The 21,869-nt window shown below is 57.9% G+C and carries 16 protein-coding genes; 12 read left to right on the top strand and 4 right to left on the bottom strand.

Annotated elements, in window-relative coordinates:
- Positions 1-135: 135 nt before the first annotated feature.
- Positions 136-1,200, bottom strand: a complete 1,065-nt coding sequence (locus tag PSR62_RS24190; protein ID WP_274405520.1) for a hypothetical protein — start codon at positions 1,198-1,200, stop codon at positions 136-138.
- Positions 1,201-1,241: 41 nt separating this feature from the next.
- Complete coding sequence (locus PSR62_RS24185; protein ID WP_274405519.1) at positions 1,242-4,406, bottom strand: hypothetical protein; 3,165 nt, start codon at positions 4,404-4,406, stop codon at positions 1,242-1,244.
- 342 nt (positions 4,407-4,748) lie between these two features.
- On the opposite strand from PSR62_RS24185, the gene PSR62_RS24180 reads away from it, so the two are divergent.
- From PSR62_RS24180 to PSR62_RS24160, 5 genes are all read left to right on the top strand, one after another.
- Entirely contained in the window at positions 4,749-4,973 is a 225-nt protein-coding gene (locus tag PSR62_RS24180) for a hypothetical protein (RefSeq protein ID WP_047813851.1), read from the top strand.
- Positions 4,974-4,988: 15 nt separating this feature from the next.
- Entirely contained in the window at positions 4,989-7,031 is a 2,043-nt protein-coding gene (locus PSR62_RS24175; protein WP_274405518.1) for a DUF4129 domain-containing protein, read from the top strand.
- Complete coding sequence (locus PSR62_RS24170; RefSeq protein ID WP_338020115.1) at positions 7,028-8,056, top strand: potassium channel protein; 1,029 nt, start codon at positions 7,028-7,030, stop codon at positions 8,054-8,056. Before PSR62_RS24175 ends, PSR62_RS24170 begins: the two co-directional genes overlap by 4 nt.
- A gap of 117 nt (positions 8,057-8,173) precedes the next feature.
- Positions 8,174-9,961 (top strand): hypothetical protein, encoded by a 1,788-nt coding sequence (locus tag PSR62_RS24165; RefSeq protein ID WP_338020114.1) that lies wholly within the window; start codon positions 8,174-8,176, stop codon positions 9,959-9,961.
- Positions 9,962-10,092: 131 nt separating this feature from the next.
- Positions 10,093-11,064 (top strand): DUF1571 domain-containing protein, encoded by a 972-nt coding sequence (locus tag PSR62_RS24160; protein WP_338020113.1) that lies wholly within the window; start codon positions 10,093-10,095, stop codon positions 11,062-11,064.
- Positions 11,065-11,418: 354 nt separating this feature from the next.
- On the opposite strand, the gene tmk is transcribed toward PSR62_RS24160, so the two are convergent.
- Together tmk and PSR62_RS24150 are read right to left on the bottom strand one after the other, a co-directional pair.
- Positions 11,419-12,075 (bottom strand): dTMP kinase, encoded by a 657-nt coding sequence (tmk, locus tag PSR62_RS24155; RefSeq protein ID WP_274405514.1) that lies wholly within the window; start codon positions 12,073-12,075, stop codon positions 11,419-11,421.
- Entirely contained in the window at positions 12,075-12,650 is a 576-nt protein-coding gene (locus tag PSR62_RS24150; protein WP_274405513.1) for a hypothetical protein, read from the bottom strand. Before PSR62_RS24150 ends, tmk begins: the two co-directional genes overlap by 1 nt.
- 156 nt (positions 12,651-12,806) lie before the next feature.
- Here PSR62_RS24150 and PSR62_RS24145 point away from each other — a divergent pair, with 156 nt between their 5' ends.
- The 7 genes from PSR62_RS24145 to PSR62_RS24115 are packed head-to-tail and all read left to right on the top strand — an operon-like array spanning position 12,807 to position 21,777.
- Positions 12,807-14,234, top strand: a complete 1,428-nt coding sequence (locus PSR62_RS24145; RefSeq protein WP_274405512.1) for a transcriptional regulator — start codon at positions 12,807-12,809, stop codon at positions 14,232-14,234.
- Complete coding sequence (locus tag PSR62_RS24140) at positions 14,231-15,013, top strand: NUDIX hydrolase (RefSeq protein WP_274405511.1); 783 nt, start codon at positions 14,231-14,233, stop codon at positions 15,011-15,013. Before PSR62_RS24145 ends, PSR62_RS24140 begins: the two co-directional genes overlap by 4 nt.
- Positions 15,014-15,027: 14 nt before the next feature.
- Complete coding sequence (locus tag PSR62_RS24135) at positions 15,028-16,080, top strand: metal ABC transporter solute-binding protein, Zn/Mn family (protein WP_274405510.1); 1,053 nt, start codon at positions 15,028-15,030, stop codon at positions 16,078-16,080.
- Positions 16,081-16,113: 33 nt separating this feature from the next.
- Positions 16,114-16,953: a metal ABC transporter ATP-binding protein gene (locus tag PSR62_RS24130; RefSeq protein ID WP_274405509.1), complete on the top strand. Its 840-nt coding sequence runs from the start codon at positions 16,114-16,116 to the stop codon at positions 16,951-16,953.
- Positions 16,953-18,287 (top strand): metal ABC transporter permease, encoded by a 1,335-nt coding sequence (locus PSR62_RS24125; protein ID WP_274405507.1) that lies wholly within the window; start codon positions 16,953-16,955, stop codon positions 18,285-18,287. The genes PSR62_RS24130 and PSR62_RS24125 overlap by 1 nt, the downstream gene beginning before the upstream one ends.
- Complete coding sequence (locus PSR62_RS24120; RefSeq protein ID WP_274405506.1) at positions 18,284-19,741, top strand: metal ABC transporter permease; 1,458 nt, start codon at positions 18,284-18,286, stop codon at positions 19,739-19,741. Before PSR62_RS24125 ends, PSR62_RS24120 begins: the two co-directional genes overlap by 4 nt.
- Entirely contained in the window at positions 19,738-21,777 is a 2,040-nt protein-coding gene (locus PSR62_RS24115; protein WP_274405505.1) for a tetratricopeptide repeat protein, read from the top strand. The genes PSR62_RS24120 and PSR62_RS24115 overlap by 4 nt, the downstream gene beginning before the upstream one ends.
- The last annotated feature ends 92 nt before the right edge of the window (positions 21,778-21,869 follow it).

The following is a 21,869-nucleotide window of genomic DNA, read 5'->3' as shown; positions in this document are numbered from 1 at the left end:
ACCGTCCTCCCAGGCGGGGGCGAGCGAAAATTCATTTCGCACCGCGGTCTCGATTCAACCAACGGGATCACTCAACGAGAAGCAGGCACCGGGATGCTTGGAACTGTTGTTCCAGCCCGTTCCATTCCAGCCAAGTCACTGGTACAGCGACAGCGAATCATCCGAGCGAGTTCGCAGCACCGCTGGCAGCGTCTGGGATGGTTTTCTGACCATCCAGCGTTGCCCAGAGGCTTTGGTTCCCGATCCTCGCGAATCAGCCCGACGTTGATCGAGGTTTCGATCCCCGGTCGTCGTGGCTTCGGAGCTTTGCGTTTGGGATTCAGAAATCGACGCGGAACGACCATCCGTGCTTTGATCGGATGCACGTGAGGTTTCATCCTCGGAATCGTTCGCTGGTTGCGATTGCTTGCGGAACGAAACGAACCGATGCACTGGACCTCGAGGCGAGTAGTAGTCCTGAGCCAACTGGCCGGCTTGTCCCGACAGTCGCAACCGCCCCGCGGTCAAGCTGACCAGTTCGATGACCAAGGGCTTGAAGGCATAGTGCGGGTCTTCTTGGGGAATGTGCACCAGCGCGATCGGCCCATCCTCGGTGAAGTCCCACCGAACGTCCAAATCGCCCAGCGCAGCTTCACGGCTGATCCGGCGGACAAAGGGTTCCAACGGCAATGGCAACGCCCCCGCTTTCAAGTCCGACAAGTGGATCGCAAGCAGGTTGGGTTCCTCGGTCATCTGCACCGACAAGCGGCATGAGACCACCGTGTCGAGACGCGATGACTGATACCGCACCGCGGCGAGAATTTGCCCGTCTTCGATTGCGATGGCGGGTTCACGAACGCCGCGACGCGACAGCCGATCAAATCGTTCTGGCAATTGATCGGACAGCCAGGCATTGATTTCTTCTTCACTGAAGGATGCGTTCCAGGAACCTCGCCGTGACAGATCCGATTGCAGTTGCTTGACATCGTGTTGCAATTGATTCCGAGCAACCTGCATCGCTTGATCGGATTGATCCAAGACCCGCTGGTAGAAATCGGGCACTTGCTGCGACTGCCAAACCGCCCAGTAACTCGCTATCCCGCCGGCAACCAGGGCCACGGTCAAAACCGAGGCGGCGATGCGTCCCCAAAAACGAAAGGACGACCGACTGCTTTTCTTAGCGTTCGCAGGCTTCGATCGATGCGATGGCGAATGGAACATAAGCGAAACCTTGGGAAGGCGTTCGGCTGATCAAAAACGACTCAAAATCTTAGCGGTTGCGGCAACCAGTTGCGAATTCTGCCGGTCACACCTGCGTTTTGCTGCGACGAATCCACCAGGGGCTGTGTCTCGGTGGGAGTTTCAGTCGCCCCCGCTGTGCCAGCTGGATGGGCCATCGTCTTGCCGGTGTCCATGGTTTCCGTCGGCAACCCAACGGGGGCCGCAGTGGCGATCGCCATTGGGCTGGCAACGCCCCGCCCAAACACCGGTTGGACCAAGGGCCGATTCACCTCCGCGCGGCGCGGGTCGGTGGATCGTCGCACGGCAAATTGCAACAATTGCTTGGCCCAAAATTGATTCAGCAATCGAGCCGGACTTTTGACATCGTCACGTTGCAGCCCCTGAACGGCCAAGTACGCCAGGCTCTGGATTTCAGCTCGTTCGACTCGACTGGCAAACCAATCCGTGACAAAGACATCGTCCACCCAAATGATTCCATCGGACAGATTGTCGATGGTTACCCGCAGGTCTCGGGTGCGTTCCACGTCAACGTTCAGCCATTCCAAGACCACCGTGGAATCTTGCCATTTACCGTCAATTGGGACTTCCACTTCACGCCAATGGCGACACGGTTGACCGTCGAGCGATCCCTCCAACGCCACCCGCAGCGTCAGCGTTTTCGAAGGTTCAGCGACCGTTCCCTGGCGTCCCTCGTTGCCTTGCCCCAACGGTTCGAGCGAGGGCCTGGTTGGGGGCCCTGCCGTCGGATTGGCAATCGCGGGAGCGGATGCTCCCGGCGTGGTCGTTTCCTTGCGAGGCTCGCGGTACCCTCGGACAGCCATGGAAATGGCAACGCGTCCGGCGACCGGAGTCGCAATGTTTTTGCTGATCAACCAAGCCTGGGTTCCCGACTCATCCCGGGCAGCAAGACGCACACTGTGCTCGCCACGAAATGCTGAGCGTGAATCCAGTTTGACAGCGTCAGCGGGATGTTGGGCATGCATCCAATTCGGAATCCCAAGTCGCGCGGTCGCATCCGGCAAACTGCTCTGCTCGAACCCGCCGTTGCTGAGCAGTGACGGTGACGATTTGGTCGCGAAGTGTGGTGTCGCTGGCTTGGGAGAACGCAGCAACGTGGTGCTGGCTTGAATCACTCGGCCGGGGTTCCAACGGTCAATGGAGGACCTCGCCGGTGCGGCTTGCGACTCAGCTTCTGGAGTGAGTGTTTTTAATTCTCGAGGCAACCGATCCAACTCGCTCAACAAACCGACGTGCTCCACAACCATCGTGACTTGTTCGGTGATTCGAGGCATCATCGTGGCAGGGTCCGAGACAGATCCGGTCCAAGCGAACTTGCGCGGCAGTGGCGATTCACTTTGACAGATCACCATCTGGCGTGGCGGCAATTTCAACCGGGCTCCCAACGCGGTTTGCTCCGGCACCGTGAGTGTCAGATCGATTGCATCTTCATCCGGTGTGATCTTCCAAACGGTCGCTTCGGTCGTCGTCAGCGACACGCTCATGGTCCACGGAGCACGGTTGACAAGCACCAAAGAATGACTGGACGGATGCACCGACACGGTCACCAACCCATCGACCGACCTCTGTTGGCCATTGGCAACTTCTGCCGGCACCGAAATCAAATTCTCGTTCCAGTGTTTCCAAGCGTGGCAAGCTGCCCTGCCGATGGAAGAGTCCAGCATGTTGTGGTCGAACAACAGGAATCGCGACGAAACCGAATCACGGGGCATGCCAGCGGCACGAGCAGGTTGATCCCACCACTGAATCCATTGGTCATCAATTTGTTCCATCGAAACGGCGTTGCCCTCCACCAAAGACGCGGAGTCCGGGGTGGGGCTGACTGGTTGGTACCCCAACCAGAAACCGTTGGCGGGCTCAGAAGCATGGCCGTCCGTGATCGGGAAATGGGCACTCAACCGCGGGGGCCGCTCCCGTCGGTGATCGCTGACCAACCACACCTGACTGCTGGTTCGCTCTGGTTGCAAACGGCGAACTTCAGCGAGCGTCTGTCGCAACAAAGGAAGCACGGTCGGTTCGCTGGTGGCATCTGCGGTCGACGCCGTTTCCACATTCGCATCTTCGACCAAAATCAAGTGCTGATTGTTCAAGTTGGCAATGATCGGCAGCAAAGCTTCCGTCGCATGGTGGTGGCCGCAGCTCCGGCACTGAATGGTTTCTGATTGCCAACGCACCACAAAACCGCTGGCCTGACCGTCACCCCAGAACTCATTCCAGGAATCAACCAAACGGTTCACCGGGGCACCGCATTGCAAATGGGGCGGTTCCAACCAAACCTGTCCTTCCAACTGAATCATTTCTTCCGCGGCCAAGCGGGCCAACATGGCGTCCTCGATGGACTCCTGGCTGGGAACCGATGACTCGGGATCGGCACCAAATGCCGTCTCGGGGATCGGCAGCACGATTGCGTCCACGCCCTGGTCGCGGAGGACTTTGAGTTCGCGTTTCAAGCAATCCAGACGCGCTTGCCAATGCATCGCATCCTCCGAAACCGGTGCGTCCTCATGACGCCAGGTCCAGTTCAACAAGGAGCGATCCTTTGCGGATGTCTCCGCCGCCGCATTGGAACACCACGATCGCAGAGTCGCCGTATCGATCGGCGTCATCATCTGACGAGGCTTCAGGTCCATTGGCCCGGGGACGCCCGCCGTTGGGGTGGTGGATTGAGTCTGTTCCGCGGTGGTGGTCGGGAACACAATCACCGTCCAACTGCGAACCACATCCATCCCATCGCGTTCTGTCAGGGAATCCAATCGCAGCCAGCGCTGCCAACCTTGGTGGTCTCGTGGGACGCGCATCTGCACATCGTAAATTCCTGGCTCCGTGATCGTGACAGGTTCGGACACCGTCGCAGGCGAAATTTCCACCCGTCCGATCAAGGCATTGGATGCAGCCGATCGAATGTCCAAGCGTCCCGAACCATTGGATGGGGCCACTGGCATTTCGGTGGCGACCGCTTCTTCGTCAGCCGCGTCGACTTCGCCCGCGATCCGAAAACGAATCTCTGATTCGGTCAACTGGCACGAAGGAATCCCCTGTTGCGGCAAAACAATGATTTTTTCATTGGTTTGCGCGAGGGCGTTCGTCACGCCGAAAACACAGACCAGCAATCCTGCCAGCGATCGCGACACCGCGATGGCGAAAGAATCGTAGGCCGTGCGTGACACGTCACGACAACGGTCTTTTCGAGGTGTTGTCCGAGCGTTCGTTTCGCCTTGCCCCATCACTTGAAAACCAGCTTTTGTGATAATCACCACCCAACAGGGTGGCCGATTCTTCGAGATCCAACTTGAACCGTCCAACGCCAAAGTACTGGGTTCATCACCGTCATCACAAGACGATTTCGGAGGGAAGTCGCATTCAAAACACGCCCCCCTAGCGGCGCACTGACCACCCTTGCGGCGCAAGAATCACCCCAGAATTAGCTGTAATCAAGATGAGAGAAGCACTAAGCTGAAGGTTGTTCCGCAAACATAGTGGAGGTGCATATGAGTGCCCAATGGTATTACATGAGTCACGGATGGTTTCATACGACGAAACGGATCGGTCCCATCAGCGAACCTGAAATGTTGCTTCGTATCGACCGGGGGAAAATTTCTCCGGAAACGTTGGTGCAAAGCTCCAAGACGCGGCAGCGGTGGGTTCCAATGAGTACGATTGAACCAGCCATGCGGCGATGGAAAGCGTCTCATCCCAACGAAGCCGGTGACGCCGCGCACGGGCAGGCCAGCTAGCCACACGGCATCTTCTTGAGCCGACTGCACCACACCGCCGCCGACTACGCCGCCATCGCCATTGCGCCGGTGTTGATCTTCGTGATGTTGTTCAGTCTGGCTAGTTTCCTGTGCATCGTTCTGTATTCCGGCGGGTACTCGGGCGCGCTGGTCTGGACGATGTTGATGTACACGATGGGGGCCACTGCGGTCGCTCGGATCACCATCGAACATGATCGTCAGTACTCATCCCTGTACGCGATTGCTCTGGGCGTCGCGACGGTTTTCGTCCTGATTCGGTACGTCGGCGATCCAATCTTTTCCATCGGGATTGTGTGGGTCGTCGGTTACTTGGCCGACAAGATCGTGCACGACTGCACCATCGTCGATGACTCCGTTGACAGCAGCGGACAAGGGTTGGTCGACAGTGGTTTGTCGTTTTTAAAGCTTCGACGACAACAGAAACAACAGCCCGACGTCTCACTGTCCAATGTGGCAATCGACGCAGACGACACGAGTGCGACCTCTCAATCCAACTCCCAACGTTCGAACAAGAACCCTGCTGCCGGGCATCAACCGGGCCGAACCGTGTTGTGGTTGGCACTGGGGGCCTTGCCGCTGTTTGGTCTGGGCCAATTCTTTCTTGGTGGCGATACAAAGACCTGGAACCTGGCTCGAACCCTTCTGACGCTCTATTTGTTTTCCGCGTTGTCACTGCTCGTGGTGACTTCGTTTTTGAACCTTCGTCGTTATCTGCGACAACGACAAACAGAGATGCCTTTGGATGCGACCGTCGCCTGGCTTGCAGGTGGCATCGTCATCATCGGGTTGATCCTGATGATCGCCTACATCGCACCGTTGCCTGGCAAGGCTGTTGCCTCGCTGAAGGTCCCTGAGTTCCTCACCAATCGGACGCCGTTGTCCGCCAGCGAATACGGGTGGGGAGAGGAGGGCGCGGAAATCGGCGACGAGAACGACGCGCAGTCCTCCCAAACCAGCCCGGATGGTTCTCCCAGCGGTGAAACCAAACCCGGTGCAAAAGCGGGCGGCCAACAGGGCAACCGCGAAGACGGGCCTGCGGGAAGTGATCCCGGCGGAAAGAAACAAGGCAAAGGACAAGATCCCGGCAGCGACCAACCCGCCGGCGGTGAAAAGAACGAGTCGTCCGAGAACCAAGCCCCTGCAGCCAAAGATTCTCAGAACTCAGGCAACGCACAGCAATCCAAAGCAGAACCACAAGGCAAAACGCCCCCCAATCAGTCGCCTCCCTCTCCGAACGACTCTTCCTCCGAAACCGCTCAAGCCAACGAATCGCAGTCGAATGCGTCCGAGCCGAATGCGGCTGATGCGGCCACCGACGATTCGCAGACTGGCGAACCGGACAGTTCCAATTCCGACACCGATCCTGCCGAGGAATCCTCATCGCCTGAATCGCAGGACCAGGAACCTCAAGCATCCGAGCAATCGAAATCCGACAGCGAGCCGCCCTCGGAGGACACCCCAAATCAAAACACGGGCAACCAACAGGAACCGCTCTCAGCTCGGACCAAGCCACCACCTGATCGCTCGCCGTCTTTGGGGGGCGTGTTCAGCACCATGGCAGGAATGCTCAAGTGGGTGATTTTCCTGGCCTTGTTTGCGTTCATCGCGTTCTTTGTCGTTCGTAACTTGGACGCCATTCTGGCGTGGTGGGACAACCTCTTTGCGGATGAAAGCCGAGAGCCGTCCGATCCAAAGCCGACCGCGAAAAAAAGTTTGGAGCCGGAATCGCCACCGCGACCATTTGCGTCGTTTCGAAATCCGGTTGGGGATCCCGATCCACGTCGCGTGGTGGTCGTCACGTTTCAGGCCTTGGAAGCATGGTGCCGTGAACAAGGCGTCGAGCGCTCACCGGACGAAACGCCGTCTGAATTTGTCCGCCGAGTCGCTGTGCAATTCCCGACTCTCGGCCAATCGGCGGTCCAGGTCGTCGATGCGTACAACCGAATCGTCTATGGTCGTGCGGCGGCCCAGCAGGATGATGTGGAGGCCGCCAATTCGGTTTGGCAAGTTTTCGCTGGTGGCACCCGCACTTCATGACGTCGCATTTGCACTCCCCCATTCACACGCAAATCGCGCGAGTGACAGCGCCGTGGATGTTTGCGCTCTCCATGTTGTTCCTGGTGTGCCAAGCGATCTTGATCGTGATGTGGGTCGACGTTCCCAATCTTCGCGAAACGGCCACTCAAGCGAACGTCGATCAATACGTCATTCGAGTTGACTCGACTTACTTGGGAATGTGGTTCGAACAACTCGCGATTGTTTCGATGCTGGCGATTTGGCCCATCGTGATCCTGGAGTCCGTCTACCACTGGATCATTCGGCCGAAAACACCGTCGATGCGATGGTTCCATTTCTACACCTTGACGTTTTGTATTTGCCCTTCTCTGCGGATGTGTGCCCGCAGTTACGAAATGCATGGCCAACTGTGGTTGCCCGGCATGTCTTGGCAACGAACCAACAAGCGATTGCGGCGGCGTTTGGCTCAACACTTCAGCGTCCCGATGATCGGCATCGCGCTGTTGATCTTGCCAGTCTTGGTCACGGAATTCTTTCTCAAAGACCAAGTCGCACGTTATCAATGGCTGCGAATCGCGTTGCACATCGGCACCGGAGTGATCTGGTTCGCGTTCGCGGCAGAATTCATTTTGATGGTTTCCATTGCGGAGAAGAAGCTTCAGTACATCCGCCACAACTGGGTCGACTTGGCCATCATTTTGCTGCCGTTTTTCTCGTTCCTGCGATCGATGCAGGCGGTTCGAGGAACCCGCTTGGCGAAACTTGCGAAAATCCCCCAGATTGCCAAGCTGGCGAGAGCCTATCGCTTGCGAGGCACGGCGCTGAAGGGATTCCGAGCACTGGTGATCTTGGGCGTCGCCACACGGCTGTTCAAAACCAACAAGAAACGCCAGCTCGAACGACTGCAGGCGGAATTGTCCGTCGCGCGTCGTGAAACGCGGTTGATTCGGCTGGCGATCGCTCGACTGGAGCGTGAAATCCAGGAAGAACTGGACGATGAAGCGGGCCTGGCGGACGAAACCAGCGACGCCGTCCCGCTCAACTAGGTAAAAAGAACCCCAGAGAAACTCGCCCAAATTGCCAACATTGCTGAAACTTCAGCGAATTGGCCTGGGTACCTTTCTTCGTAGGCGCCCTGTTCCTGACCTGACGCGGCCTTACAGTTGAAGCTCTTGCCTTTCAGTTTCCAATTTGATCCGACAAAGGACGCACCCGTGAGATTGTCGTACGCCCGTTTCCAACCCGCCCGCCCAGGCATTTCTCGAGTTGCCACGTTCGCGTTGGCCGCTTTGGTCGCCGTCGCAGGCATCGCCTCACCGTTCACTTCGGTGATGGCTCAAGAAAAATTGACTCCCGGTGGCGGCAGTGCCGTGGCGGGACAATCCACTGAACCCGTTGTCGTGGTCACGCTGGGCAGCATTGACCAATTGACCCGCGACTTGAACTACCTCAGTGGTGCGATCGGCCAGCCTCAATTGGGCGGCATGTTCGCCATGATGGCCGGAACCTTCACGCAAGGCATCGACACATCACAACCGGTTGGTGTGGTCGTCCCGTTGATCGACGGTGCACCAGAACCCATCGCGTTGTTGCCAACCTCCAATGTCAAAACCGTGCTCAAACGCATGGAAGCTCAAGTCGGCCCCGCCGATGAGTTGGACGACGGCACCATGGTGATCGCCATCGGCGCCAACACGGTCTTCATCCGCCAAATTGGCAACTGGGCTGTCTTGGCTCGCAACCGCAGCGTGCTGGACCGTGCTCCCGCCGACCCCTCGGCCCTCATCAGCGAGATGGGCACGGACTACGACATCGCCGTTCGCTTGGACGTCCAACAAATCCCACCGCCAATGCGTGATGCCTTGATCGGGCAAATTCGCCAAGGCTTTGACCAAGCCATGAAGCAGCAACAAAACGGCGACGAAGCCGCTTTGGAATACGCCGCTCAATCGATCGAACAACTCGAACAAGTCATCGATCAAACCAAAGAATTGATGATCGGAATCGACATTGATTCGGCCAATCGCCGCATCCTGCTCGAGACCGAATTCACCGCCGTTGCCGGAACCAAATTAGCCCGCATCTACGACGGACAAAAACCGATCCCATCGGCCTACAGCAGTGTCATTCGTGAAGACGCCGCCGGCTACGTTCACTTCGCCAGTTCGATTGGCCCCGAGGCTTTGGAACAAGCTCAAACGAGCGTCGACGGTGCCATGCAAATGCTGGGATCGGCTCTGAGCCAAACCGACAAGCTGAGCGAATCCGAGCAAGCCGAAGCGACGGACATGATTCGCCGTGTGGTTGAGTTGATGATGGATTCGGCCAAAGAAGGCAAGTCGGACTTCGGTGCGCTGTTGCTGACCGATGCCAACAAATTGCAATTCGCAATGGGGGCCTTCGTTTCCGACGGTGGCGAAGCCGCCAGCATCGTCAAAGATGTGGCTGCCAAAATCCAAGGCCGCGGCGACGCCCCTCGCTTTGAGTTTGACGTCAACAACTACAAGGGCGTCAACATGCACCTGGTCGAAGCCGACGTGCCCGCGGAGGAAGACGAAGTTCGCAAGATCTTCGGCGAACAAGTTCGCGTTCACATCGGAACTGGCCCCCAAGCCATCTACGTTGCCTTGGGCGACGACAGCCTGCCATTGATGAAGCAACTGATCGACTCGGAAGCAACTCCCGTGGCGCCATCCGGCAACACGTTGATGCAGCTCGAAGTCAACCTGATGCCAATCCTTCAGTTCGCTCAGTCAGTTGAAAACAACGACGCGATCGCCGCCATGATCGACGCGCTTTCACGAGCCGATGACGCAGGTGAATTGCGAATCGTTTCCGAAGCAATCGAAAACGGCCAAATCAGCCGCTTCATCATCGGCGACGGCATGCTGCAAGCCATCGGTGCCGCCGCTCGCCAAGCTCAACAAGCCAAGATGAACCAAGGCTTCTGAGTGATTTTTGTTTCGATCGCCTGCACGCCAGATGATTGAAATGGACACTGCTTTCAAACCTCTCTGGGCCGCCCCGTATACCGCGTGGGTCCAGGGAGGTTTTTTCTTGCCCTCCATTCGTTCCTGATCTCATGGTCACTGAATCTTCGTCCAACTCTTCCGCGTCCATCAACTCGGAAGCCAACCTTTCTCCTCACGACCGAGGGCGATCGTTTTTGGTGGGACTGTCCTGTTTGGTAATTGGATTCGGATTGGGATGGATACTCAGAGGCAAGCAATCACCCTCCTCCGTGGCAACTCCACCGACCGTCGTCAGAGCCAATTCAACGGCTGCAGGTGAAACATCAGACGGCCAAACGAACATCGTTTCGTCGGAAGTCCCGATGTCGGAGGTGTTGGAGCTCGCCGAGGAATCGCTGCAACACTTGGTCGACAATGTCGACGGCTACACGACGCGAATGATCAAACACGAACAAGACCGCAACGGAGTCTTGCAGGAACCGTCCGAGATGTTCATGAAGATCCGAACGCGACACGTTGGTGGCGAGCCCGGTCAAGGCCTGCGTGCTTACTTGCGATTCGAAACACCTGAGTCTGCCAAGGGACGCGAGGTGATTTGGGTCGAGGACCAAAACGATGGCCAGCTACTTGTTCGCGAAGCGGGATTCATCGGCAGCATGATGACGGCAAAGCTCGAACCCACCAACTTTCTGGCCATGCGAGGCCAGCGTTACCCGATCACGGAATTGGGGCTGACGAACTTGGTCCGCAAATTGATTGAGCGTGGGGCACGCGACGTGGACAATCCCGACGTGCAAGTCATTCGCACGGAAGGGCATGACTTTGACGGACAATCCTTGACGTTGCTGCAGATCAAACGATCCAAACCCACCGATCAATCCGATGATTTTTCTTTGGCCGAAGTCGTGATCGACGAAGAGCAGAAACTGATCGTCAGTTTCCGCAGCTTTGGTTGGCCAGAATCAGAAGGCGAAACGCCGCCCCTGATCGAATCCTACGAGTACCACGATCTGGTCATCAATCCAAAGTTGACCGACCTCGATTTCGATCCCGCCAACCCGGACTACACGTTTCCTGAGTGAAGCGTTTGGTCACGATACGCTTGGCACGATGAAGTGGATGAATTTGGCCTTTGGCCAAGGCGTGCGGGTGGCGCGTCACAGGACCAGGGGCGTTGCCCCCTGGCCATATTGAGTTTGGCCTTTGGCCAAGGTGAACGACTGGCCAACGGCCAGTTTCATCGAAGCCTGGGGCACCGCCCCTGGGACTCAAACCATCATCGAACGGTTTGGCTGGCACGTGGTGATCAGGACGCGCCGCACCCCGAAGGGGTTCATGGAAGGTAGCCGTGGGGCACGCAGCGCACCCACGGGCCGAGTGCCCCAGCACAACTCGCGACACCGTTCCGGTGTACGCGAGGGAGAGTGCGAGTCGAATCAAAACAGCTCGATGGCTGCGATCGCTTCGGCGACTTCTTCGATCGTTCCCGACGCGTCGATGACGTGTGTTCGACCACCGGCGTTGGGCAATTCTTCCAAGAAAGCTTGGCGGACCTTGGCCATGTAATCGACGCCTCGCGATTCCATCCGGTCGGCTTCCCTACCGACGCGTTGCATCGAAATCTCGGCAGGCAGGTCCAGCAACAGCGTCACGTCCGGTTGAACGCCGCCGCACGCGAGTCGGCCGAGTTGCCACAGCGTTTGCGCATCGACTTCGCCACCCACGCTCTGGTAGACCACATTGGCCAGCAAGAACCGGTCGCTGATCACCGTCACTCCATCAGCGAGCGCCGACCGGAGCGTCGACTCGATCATTTCGCAGCGGCTGGCCATGAACAGCATCGCTTCGGTGCGTCGATGCATTTCCAAGTCACTGTCCAGCAACATCGCTCGCAATTTCGTTCCCAGGTCAGTCGACCCGGGGTCTCGCACGCAGAGAATCTTGCGGCCTTCGGATCGCAAACGATCGGCCAAGATCTCGATCTGGGATGACTTCCCAACCCCGTCGATTCCATCGAGGGTGATCAAGCGACCCGGGTACGGGTGAGCGGGTTCCGACGTGCATGGTTCCGCATGGTGAGAATCGTCCCGCATCAAAACGTCCCCGTTGAATAGGCATCGGCTTTGCCCACAATTGGCAAGTGAGCGTATTCCGACACCAACCAACCGCCGTGGGCCGCCTTGGGATCGCCACTTTTTTCAAACGTCAGCATCAGTCGTCTGGGAATGGACACATTCTTGATCGACCCGCGCTTTTCACTGACGGTCACCTTGACCGTCATGTCCACGTTGGCTTGGGGTGGCACGGCTCCCTGAACCATTTTGATGGAGCGGATGTTGCCGACCTTGGCGACTTCGAATTCGTAGCGTTGAAGTTCGGTTCCGGCTTGCGTCTTGGTTTGTTCAGCACCGATCAGCTCGACCACGTCGTCGTAGCGTTCTTCTTCGACGGCCTTGGCCACATCGTAGATCAAGGTTTCGATTCGTTCCTCGTCCGTCACCCAATTGCCCGCGATCACCCAAGCCAATGGAATCAAGGCGGCGCAGACCAAACCGGCGATGCCCAATGCCTTTTTGCCCGTTTGCAACCAACTGAAAATCAATGCGGCGGCCAATACCCCCAGCATGATTGAAACCACGAGCGGTTGTTCAGCAAGGAGTTGAGTCATCGCAATCGCCAGAAAAGAGGAAGAGAGCCGCTTGGTTGCGATTCGCTGGGGTCACCCCAGGAACCACGATTCGATACGATAACCGCATTCGATCTCAGCGCCGTGAGGGTCGCCCTGATCCAATTGGTCATCCCGTTCATTTTAGCCACTTGTTCCATGAAACGTGTTTCGTTGCCAGTCGTCTCAGCCCAGCACTACCGTGGGGCAGTCGAGGGTGAATTGTGGGAGTTGAGGCCTGCCGCGGTGGCGGGTTCGTTCTCCGCTCGTTCGCAACCCACCGATGATTCGCCGGAGGCGATCACGAAGCTCGCCGTGAGCATGTTGCAAACGCCGGCGGACTTCCCGACCGTGTTTGAGGCCATTGTTCCCGGCGACCATGTGGCATTGGCGGTTGACCCCAACGTCCCGCGAATTTCGGATGTTTTGCGTGGCGTGCTTGCCTTGCTCGGGCAAGCCAATGCGGGCAAGGTCAGCGTGGTGCTCTGGAACGAGGCCGACGAAGCCTTGGTGACTCGATTGCAGCAGGAATTGGACGCGGTCCAGGCCAACCAAGCCACCCTCAAACCGATGAAGGTGGAAGTGGTCCGCCACGAACCACATCGACGCGAAAATTTGCGTTACATCGTCGCGGACGAAAACGCCGAGGCCGTTTACTTGGCCAAGGATCTGGTCGACGCTGACTTCACGTTGCCGATTCTGTCCGCACGATCCCGTGACGCGATCAACAACATTGATCCGACAGGGATCTTCCCGCTGTTCGCGGATGCGGCGACGCAGCACCGCTACCAAATCGGATCCACCACGGAACCTTCGGAAGCGGCTTGGTTGCTGGGCGTGCAAGTCATGATGCTGGTTTCCGCCGACGCAGCCGGTGAGCTCGGTCGATTGATCGCCGGCACCCCCGATGCCTTGCGCCATGAGCTGGCCAACCTGTACGCCAGCGGCGAGACGGCCGACCAAGAGTCCTGGGATCGCGACGAATCCGCGGTCACTTCGGACGCCATCAGTGAGACCGTCCCGACCGCGGAAATGGTCGTTGCGGCTCTCGATGGAGACGAAAACTCGCAGACCTGGGCCAACCTGGCTCGCGCCGCAATCGCAGCCGGGCGTCACGTCACTCCGGGCGGGACGATTGTGATTTGGTCGCAAGTCAGCACGCCGCCCGGCCCGGTGTGGTTGCGAGAACTCGGGCAATCACCGATTGGCATCGAATCAGATCCGGACGAGAGCGACGCCTCCCAAGACAACGACGAGCAGGAGGAAGAGGAGGAAGACTCGGACAAGGTCGATTTGGAACCAGACAACCCGGCCAAGCTGGACCAGGACACGGCGTTCAAAAGTTGGGACGCGGAAACGCCCCTGGCTCGGCAATGGAATCAATTGATTGCCGATGGTCACGTGCTGCTGCACTGCCAACTCGACGACGACGTGGTTGAATCACTGGGGATGGGCGTCATCCACTCGATCGAAGAACTTCGAACCCTAGGGGCGCGTCTCAGCGGTGCGGGAGTGTTGCGTGCGGCGCACTATCACACCGAATCCATCGTCGCTTTCTCAATGACCGATGAGGAGGTTGAACCATGAAGAAGAAACCGAGCGCGGCAACTGTCAAAAAAACAGCCAAGAAGTCTGCTTCACGGAAATCGGCGAAGAAGTCCTCTCGCAAATCAACTCGCACGTCACATCCTGCCGCCCACCAGGCGAGTGGCAACGGCGTGAAAAAATCCGCCAGCAAGAAGGTGAAGAAGTCGGTCAAGAAGAAGGCCGCGAAAAAGTCCGCTGTCAAAAGCGTTCGCAAGCAAAACCCCAAGCCCACCAGGCGTTCGCAAGAACCGATCGAACAGGCGTTCCGCTATTGCCCCTCGTGCCAAACACCGAGTGAGCATCTCGGAGCCATTCCGTTTCGCTGCGGTGAATGTGGATTTGCGTTTTTCTTTGGCCCCGTTGCTGCCGTCGGCGGATTGATCGTCAACGAAGCTCAACAATTGCTGCTTGTCCGTCGTGCCCGCGACCCCGGCAAAGGCCAATGGGGATTGCCTGGTGGCTTTGTGGATCGCGGCGAGTCGATCGAGGAAGCTCTGCGCCGTGAAGTCATCGAAGAGACTCAGTTGGAAGTGACCGAGTTGACGCTGTTGACGACTGGCCCCAACACTTACACCTACGCCGGCGTGACCGCTGACGTGATCGATTTGTTCTTTGTCTGCAAAGTTCCCACGGACGCGAAGATCCAATTGGAACCGACGGAATTGACTGAATTCAAATGGTGCGTGCCGAGCAAACGAGAACTCAACAACATGGCATTCCCATCCAACCGAATCGCGGTTGAACAATGGCTTCGAGAAAGAAAACAGGCCTCCAAATGAAACCCGTGATTCCTATGAGGACGACGACCCGTTCATCCAATTCATCCGCCGGTTTCCGGCGAACGGCGAATGCTGTGTTCGGGGCACTGCTGACAATTTTGGTTGTCACGGTGGGGGGGTGCACCAACTCATCCGGCAAACCCAAGAGCGGCAAACTTCAGGTTCTCGCCACCACCGCGATGGTGGGCGACGTCGTCAAAGCGGTCGGTGGTGACATGATCGAAGTCACTGTGTTGCTCGGTCCGGGCGTCGACCCGCACCTCTACAAAACGACTCGCGATGACGTGGCTCAAATTTTGGATGCCGACGTGGTGTTCTATTCGGGTTTGATGCTGGAAGGCAAAATGTCGGACACCTTTGCGAAGGTCGGGAAATCCAAACCCGTTTTCGCAGTGACAGAGGACTTGGATCACGACAAACTTCTGTCCGATTCTCAGCAAACCGGGCACCCCGATCCACACGTCTGGTTCGATGTCGAGCTGTGGTCGCTCACCGCCAACAAAGTTGCGGAAGTCCTTGGGGAACAGTTGCCCGAACACCTGGATACGTTTGCGATGAATTCAGCGAACTACCAATCTGATTTGCGAGATCTCGCCGCAGACGCCAAAGCCGCGCTCGCGACAATCCCAGAGGATCAACGAATCCTGATCACCTCGCACGATGCGTTTGGCTACCTGGGCCGAGCCTACGGGATCGAGGTCATGGGTGTGCAAGGGATTTCCACCGACTCAGAAGCCGGACTGCAACGCATCAACGAACTCGTCGACTTGATCGTTGATCAAAAGGTTCCCGCCGTCTTTGTCGAAACCAGCGTGAATGGAAAAAGCATTCAAGCCTTGATCGATGGCGCCCATTCTCGCGGGCACTCGGTCAAAATTGGCGGGGAACTGTTTTCCGACGCCGCTGGCGAAGCGGGAACTTACGAGGGCAGCTACCCTGGGATGATCGATCACAATGTGACACTGATCACCCGAGCCCTGGGAGGCGAAGCCCCCGAGAATGGATTGCGAGGCAAACTGAGCATGGACGCGGAAACGACAGCCGAGACCTCGAACGTTCCGAATTAGGCACCGTCCCCGTCCAGCCCATCTGTTTGCATCATGAGTTCGTCCGCTATCCCTGTTGAACCTTCTGTTCCGAACGGCTCCGCCTCGTCGGGTGCCGGTGACACGTCGTCGGAAATCGCTTTGAAGGTGGACGATTTGACAGTGGCTTATCACCGCAAACCCGTCATCTGGGACGTCGAACTGGAGATCCCGGCAGGCAACTTGGTCGGCATCGTCGGTCCCAACGGAGCCGGCAAGAGCACGCTGCTCAAAGCGGCCATGGATTTGATGCCGCGGGCGTCGGGGCGAGTCGAGTTTTTTGGCCAACCGTATTCCAAATCTCGCAGCCGAGTGGGCTACGTCCCGCAACGTGAAAGTGTGGACTGGGACTTTCCCGTCGACGCCCTCGATGTGGTGACCATGGGACTGTATCGGCAATTGGGATGGTGCATGCCGGTTCGTAAAAAACACCGCGACATGGCCCGGGAAGCGCTCGCTCGCGTGGGCATCGCTGACCTTGCCCATCGGCAAATCAGCCAGCTATCCGGCGGGCAACAACAGCGCACGTTTCTGGCGCGAGCCCTGGTGCAGAACGCCGACCTGTATTTGATGGACGAACCGCTGGCGGCGGTCGACGCAGCCACCGAAGCAGCGATCATCGACCTGCTTCGTCAAATGCGAGCGGATGGAAAAACGGCGGTTGTGATTCACCACGATTTGCAATCGGTGCCGGACTACTTTGACTATGTCGTGTTGCTGAACATGCGAGTGGTCGCATCGGGCAAGACCGAAGACGTGTTCACCAGTGAAAACCTGCAGAAGACTTACGGCGGCCGATTGACGTTGCTGGACGAAGCCACCGAAGCCATGCGTCGCCGGGAACGGTCGATCTGATGCCCGAGCACCTTTGGCGTGTGATCAGTCTGCAAGATCACAACACACGAGTCGTGATTTTTGGCGCCGCGATGCTGGGACTGGCTGCCGGGTTGGTGGGGTGCTTCACGCTGCTTCGTCGCCGGGCCTTGGTCGGCGATGCGCTCGCTCACGCGGCGCTTCCCGGAATCGCGATCGCGTTCCTGTGGGTCACAGCCATGGGAGGCAACGGTCGTTCCCTGCCCGTGTTGTTGGCCGGTGCGACGGTGTCGGGCATGTTCGGGATCGCTTCGATTCTGATCATTCGCCGTGGCACCCGCATCAAAGAGGATGCCGCGCTTGGAATTGTCCTCAGTGTCTTCTTTGGACTCGGACTGGAACTGCTGGGAATCGCTCAGCAAATGAAAAACGGAAACAAGGCCGGACTGGAATCCTTCATCTATGGCAAGACCGCGTCGATGGTCGAGAGCGACGCTTGGCTGATCGCAATCGCATCGTTGATTTGTGTTGTGGTCTGCGTGGGGCTGTTGAAAGAATTCAAACTGCTGTGTTTCGACGAAGCCTTTGCGGGCTCGCGGGGGTACCCCGTCGTGCTGCTCGATGCGGCACTGATGAGCGTGGTGGTCGTGATCACCATCATTGGCCTGCAGGCCGTGGGATTGGTGTTGGTGATTGCCTTGCTGGTCATCCCCGCTGCGTCGGCTCGTTTTTGGACCGACCGTTTGGTTTGGATGATGGTCCTTTCGTCGGCGATTGGCATGCTGGGATGCTTGGTGGGAGCCGCCGCCAGCGCCATGCTGCCGCGATTGCCCAGTGGCGCGATGATCGTGCTGACGACCGGCGTTGGCTTTCTAATCAGTTTTCTGGTCGGGGCTCGCCGAGGCTTGCTGATTCGGATGTGGCGTCGTCGCTCGCTCAACGCCAGCATCGATCGACAACACTTGCTGCGGGAACTCTACGAACTGTTTGAAACCGATCCGAATCGGTTGTCGGTTTCGTGGGACGAACTCGTGCAGGCCAGGAGCTGGTCCAACAAACGACTTCGGAAGATTCTGGAGCAGGCCTCCAACGATGGTTGGGTCAGTGAGAACATCACCAAGATGGAATTTGCTTTGACGGAACGAGGGGAATCCGAAGCCCGCCGCCTCACACGCCGCCACCGTTTGTGGGAACTGTATTTGATTCATCACGCCGACATCGCTCCGCAACGTGTCGACCGTGATGCGGACGCGATTGAACACGTGCTCGAACCGGAAACGGTGGCAGAACTCGAGTCATTGCTCAACGCCGAACTGGGGGAGCGGCGCATGCCGACCGACCCTCACGCCTCTTCCGCGGAAGGAGTCGAGGCATGATCGGTTTGGCTGACTCCGCGTCATTTTGGACGGTGGAATGGAACTGGGCATTGGACGGATGGATCGTCGCCGCAGGAATGCTGTGCGCGGTGGCGTCGTCGTTGCTCGGCTGTTTCCTGGTGCTTCGCCGCATGAGCCTGCTCGGCGATGCGATCAGTCATGCGGTGCTGCCCGGTTTGGCTGCCGCATTTTTGATTTCCGGCAGTCGTAGCAGCGGATGGATGTTTCTCGGCGCCGTGATCGTGGGGGTTCTGACGGCACTCTTGTCCGACTGGATTCACGTTCGCGGCGAAGTCGACGAGGGCGCCTCGATGGGGGTGGTGTTCACGACGCTGTTCGCCGCCGGGTTGATCATGATCGTGTTGGCGGCCGATCGAGTCGACCTCGATCCAGGATGCGTTTTGTATGGGGCCATTGAATCGACGCCGCTTGATACCTGGGTCGTCCCGATTCCGATTCTCGGTCCCACCGACATTCCGCGAGTCGTGGTCGTGTTGTCAATCGTCACGTTGATCAACGCGGCTTTCGTGGGGCTGTTCTTCAAAGAACTGAAGATGGCAACCTTTGACGCTGAACTGGCCACCTCCAGCGGTTTTTCAGCCAAAGCGATTCACTACGTCCTGATGACGTTGGTGGCTGTGACTGCCGTTGCCAGCTTTGAAAGTGTGGGCAATATCCTGGTCGTTGCGATGTTGGTCGTCCCCGCCGCAACCGCGTATTTGCTGACCGATCGACTGGGCGTCATGATTCTCTTGGCCTGTGTGATCGGCGCGGCGTCCGCCTGGGGCGGCCACGTGGCTGCCGTCGAAATTCCGACTTGGTTCGGTTTCCGGAGCACCACCACGGCGGGCATGATGGCAGTCGCCACGGGATTCGCGTTCACACTGGCCGTGGTGGGATCGCCCCGCCGCGGATTGATTCCCCAGTGGATCCGCAAACAATGGCTGCGTTGGACGATCCTGACGGACGACGTGCTGGCGTTGCTGTACCGAATGGAAGAGAAGACGTTGGACGAACGCCCCATCGCGGATGCCATGGCCATGCAGGCCGACCTCAATGCCTGGATGGCGGACGTCTTGCTGACCAATCGTTTCGCGATCAAATCGGCGGTCAAGTATCACGCTTGGCGTGGCCGCATCGAAACCGCTCAGGCGGAATCGTCGACGGCCACCGCGGGAACGTCGGGCACGGGGGATCGTTCGAAAGTGTTGGTTCCCAAGTTGACGGGGGTTGGGCGATCCGAAGCAGAATCGCTGGTTCGCTCGCACCGTTTGTGGGAACAATACCTGGTCACACAAGTCGACTCGGAAGGCAGTCGGATTCACCAGCAAGCTCACCAGCTCGAACACTTCACCGATCGTCAACTGCAAGACCAACTCGATCATCAAACGGATTCGCCGGAGAAGGACCCGCACGGCAGCCCCATCCCCTCGGCCAACGATCAACACCCATGAGTGCCAGCTTGGAATCCCATTCTTCTTCGACCGACCAGCATTTCTTCCGCACCAGCGTCCTCACGAAAGGGCTGCTCGCTGCGGCGCTGTGCCTTCTGACTGCGATCGCTTACTTGCCAGCAATCCAAGGTGGATTCATTTGGGATGATGACGATTACGTCACTGAAAACCCAACCTTGCACACCGTTGCTGGACTGGTTGCGATCTGGACCGATCCTTCGGCGACCCCCCAGTACTACCCCATCGTTCACAGTTCATTTTGGATTGAGAATCACCTTTGGGGAATGAATCCGATGGGCTACCACTTGGTCAACGTGCTGGTCCACTGCATCAGCGCGTTGCTGCTGTGGCGAGTCCTCTCGCGTTTTTCTGTGCCGGGAGCCTACGTCGCTGCGCTCCTGTTCGCGGTGCACCCGATGCATGTGGAATCGGTTGCCTGGATCACCGAACGGAAAAACGTCCTGTCGGGGATGTTCACGCTGCTGACCATCCTGTGCTGGCTCAGGTACTGGGACTTCACAAAGTCGGAATCAGACGCCGAAGCGACGCCTCGAAACCGGCGTTGGTACGCACTGGCATTGCTGTGTTTCATCGCTGCGTTGTTGAGCAAGACGGTCGCCTCCACCTTGCCCGCCGCATTGCTGGTGTTGATTTGGTGGAAGCGTGGCACGCTCCGGATCAAAGATTTCGTCGCCCTGATTCCGTTCTTTGTGATCGGCATCGGAATGGGACTGCTGACCGTGTGGTTGGAAAAGGTCCAGGTCGGTGCCAGTGGCATGGACTGGGAATTATCACCTTGGCAACGCGTGTTGATTGCCGGACGCGCGCTTTGGTTTTACGCCGGTAAATTGGTTTGGCCGACCGAGCTGATCTTCACCTACCCGCGATGGGACATCGATGTCACCTCGTGGTGGCAAAACGCATTTCCAATCGCAGCGGTCGCCGTGATGATCACGCTGTTCGTGATGCGCCAGCGACTGGGACGCGGCCCCATCGCCGCGGTCTGCCTGTACGCCGGAACGCTGTTTCCCGCCTTGGGATTCTTTGATGTTTACCCGATGCGGTTCTCCTTCGTTGCCGATCACTTTGCCTACATGGCCAGTGTGCCTTTGATTGCCTTGATCGTGGGGGTGGTTGCGACGTGGTTGCAAACCAAGGATCAAGACGAGGAAGAGTTTGGCTTGGGGCGACACCTGCCCAAACTGATGGCCGCCGGTGCCGCACTGCTGCTGGCCACGGTTTCGTTCAGCCAAGCAACGATCTACCACGGACTGGAAGTTCTCTGGCGGGACACGCTGGACAAGAACCCCAACTCGTTCCTGGCTCACAACAATTTGGGCGCGTTGCTCAATCGTCGCGGCGACTACCTGGAAGCCGAAACGCATCTGCGTCGCTCTCTGGAGATCAAACCCACGTTTGCCGATTCTGTCATCAATTTGGCACAAGCACGTCAAAATCTGGGTGACCTGGAAGAGGCCCTCTCGCTCTACACCCGTGCCACGGAACTCAATCCGGGGCTCGCCGAAGCCTACAACGGACTGGGAGCAACGCAAGGAATGATGGGTGACTTCGATGCCGCAGAAGCGTCGCTGAACCGTGCCATTGAAATCAACCCTGGCTACGCCAACTCATACGGGAACCTGGCGACGCTCCGGTCCTCCCAAGGCCGCAACGAGGAAGCGATTGAACTGTTTCAAACCGCTGTGCAACTGGACCCTGAACGACTGGAACACCAAACCAATTTGGCTCGCGTGTTGATGACCGCACAACGGTGGGAAGATGCGTCTGCGGTCTGGCAGGGCGTCTTGGATCAATTCCCGGACGATGTCAGTGCTCTGTTGAATCTCGGAGTGATCGCAGCGAATCAGCAACGCACCGAAGATGCCATCGGCTATTTCGAACGTGTGTTGGCGATCGTTCCCAATCACCTGAGCGCCACGTACAACCTGGGAGCCATGCACGATGCTCTGGGCAACACCGCCGAAGCGGAGCAGTATTTCCGGCGTGCCGAGCGATTGCAGCCATCTGCCCCATGATGGCCGACCAAGGGAAATGGAAAGGCATTTCGAGTTTGCGGTTCGATTCGAATACAATCCGAGGTGGTTTCACCGCTCATCTCCGTCGACAT

Origin of the sequence: Rhodopirellula sp. P2 (assembly GCF_028768465.1) — a bacterium.
Taxonomy (GTDB): Bacteria; Planctomycetota; Planctomycetia; order Pirellulales; family Pirellulaceae; genus Rhodopirellula.
Note: the sequence above shows the minus strand (reverse complement) of the source record. Positions and strands in the feature narration are given on the sequence as shown.

What these genes read in the sequence shown, in the direction of transcription:
- PSR62_RS24190 (WP_274405520.1), bottom strand. Translation starts at nt 1,200, where the DNA reads ATGTTCCATTCGCCATCGCATCGATCGAAGCCTGCGAACGCTAAGAAA.
- PSR62_RS24180 (WP_047813851.1), top strand. Translation starts at nt 4,749, where the DNA reads ATGAGTCACGGATGGTTTCATACGACGAAACGGATCGGTCCCATCAGC.
- PSR62_RS24170 (WP_338020115.1), top strand. Translation starts at nt 7,028, where the DNA reads ATGACGTCGCATTTGCACTCCCCCATTCACACGCAAATCGCGCGAGTG.
- PSR62_RS24160 (WP_338020113.1), top strand. Translation starts at nt 10,093, where the DNA reads ATGGTCACTGAATCTTCGTCCAACTCTTCCGCGTCCATCAACTCGGAA.
- tmk (WP_274405514.1), bottom strand. Translation starts at nt 12,075, where the DNA reads ATGCGGGACGATTCTCACCATGCGGAACCATGCACGTCGGAACCCGCT.
- PSR62_RS24150 (WP_274405513.1), bottom strand. Translation starts at nt 12,650, where the DNA reads ATGACTCAACTCCTTGCTGAACAACCGCTCGTGGTTTCAATCATGCTG.
- PSR62_RS24145 (WP_274405512.1), top strand. Translation starts at nt 12,807, where the DNA reads ATGAAACGTGTTTCGTTGCCAGTCGTCTCAGCCCAGCACTACCGTGGG.
- PSR62_RS24140 (WP_274405511.1), top strand. Translation starts at nt 14,231, where the DNA reads ATGAAGAAGAAACCGAGCGCGGCAACTGTCAAAAAAACAGCCAAGAAG.
- PSR62_RS24135 (WP_274405510.1), top strand. Translation starts at nt 15,028, where the DNA reads ATGAGGACGACGACCCGTTCATCCAATTCATCCGCCGGTTTCCGGCGA.
- PSR62_RS24130 (WP_274405509.1), top strand. Translation starts at nt 16,114, where the DNA reads ATGAGTTCGTCCGCTATCCCTGTTGAACCTTCTGTTCCGAACGGCTCC.
- PSR62_RS24125 (WP_274405507.1), top strand. Translation starts at nt 16,953, where the DNA reads ATGCCCGAGCACCTTTGGCGTGTGATCAGTCTGCAAGATCACAACACA.
- PSR62_RS24120 (WP_274405506.1), top strand. Translation starts at nt 18,284, where the DNA reads ATGATCGGTTTGGCTGACTCCGCGTCATTTTGGACGGTGGAATGGAAC.
- PSR62_RS24115 (WP_274405505.1), top strand. Translation starts at nt 19,738, where the DNA reads ATGAGTGCCAGCTTGGAATCCCATTCTTCTTCGACCGACCAGCATTTC.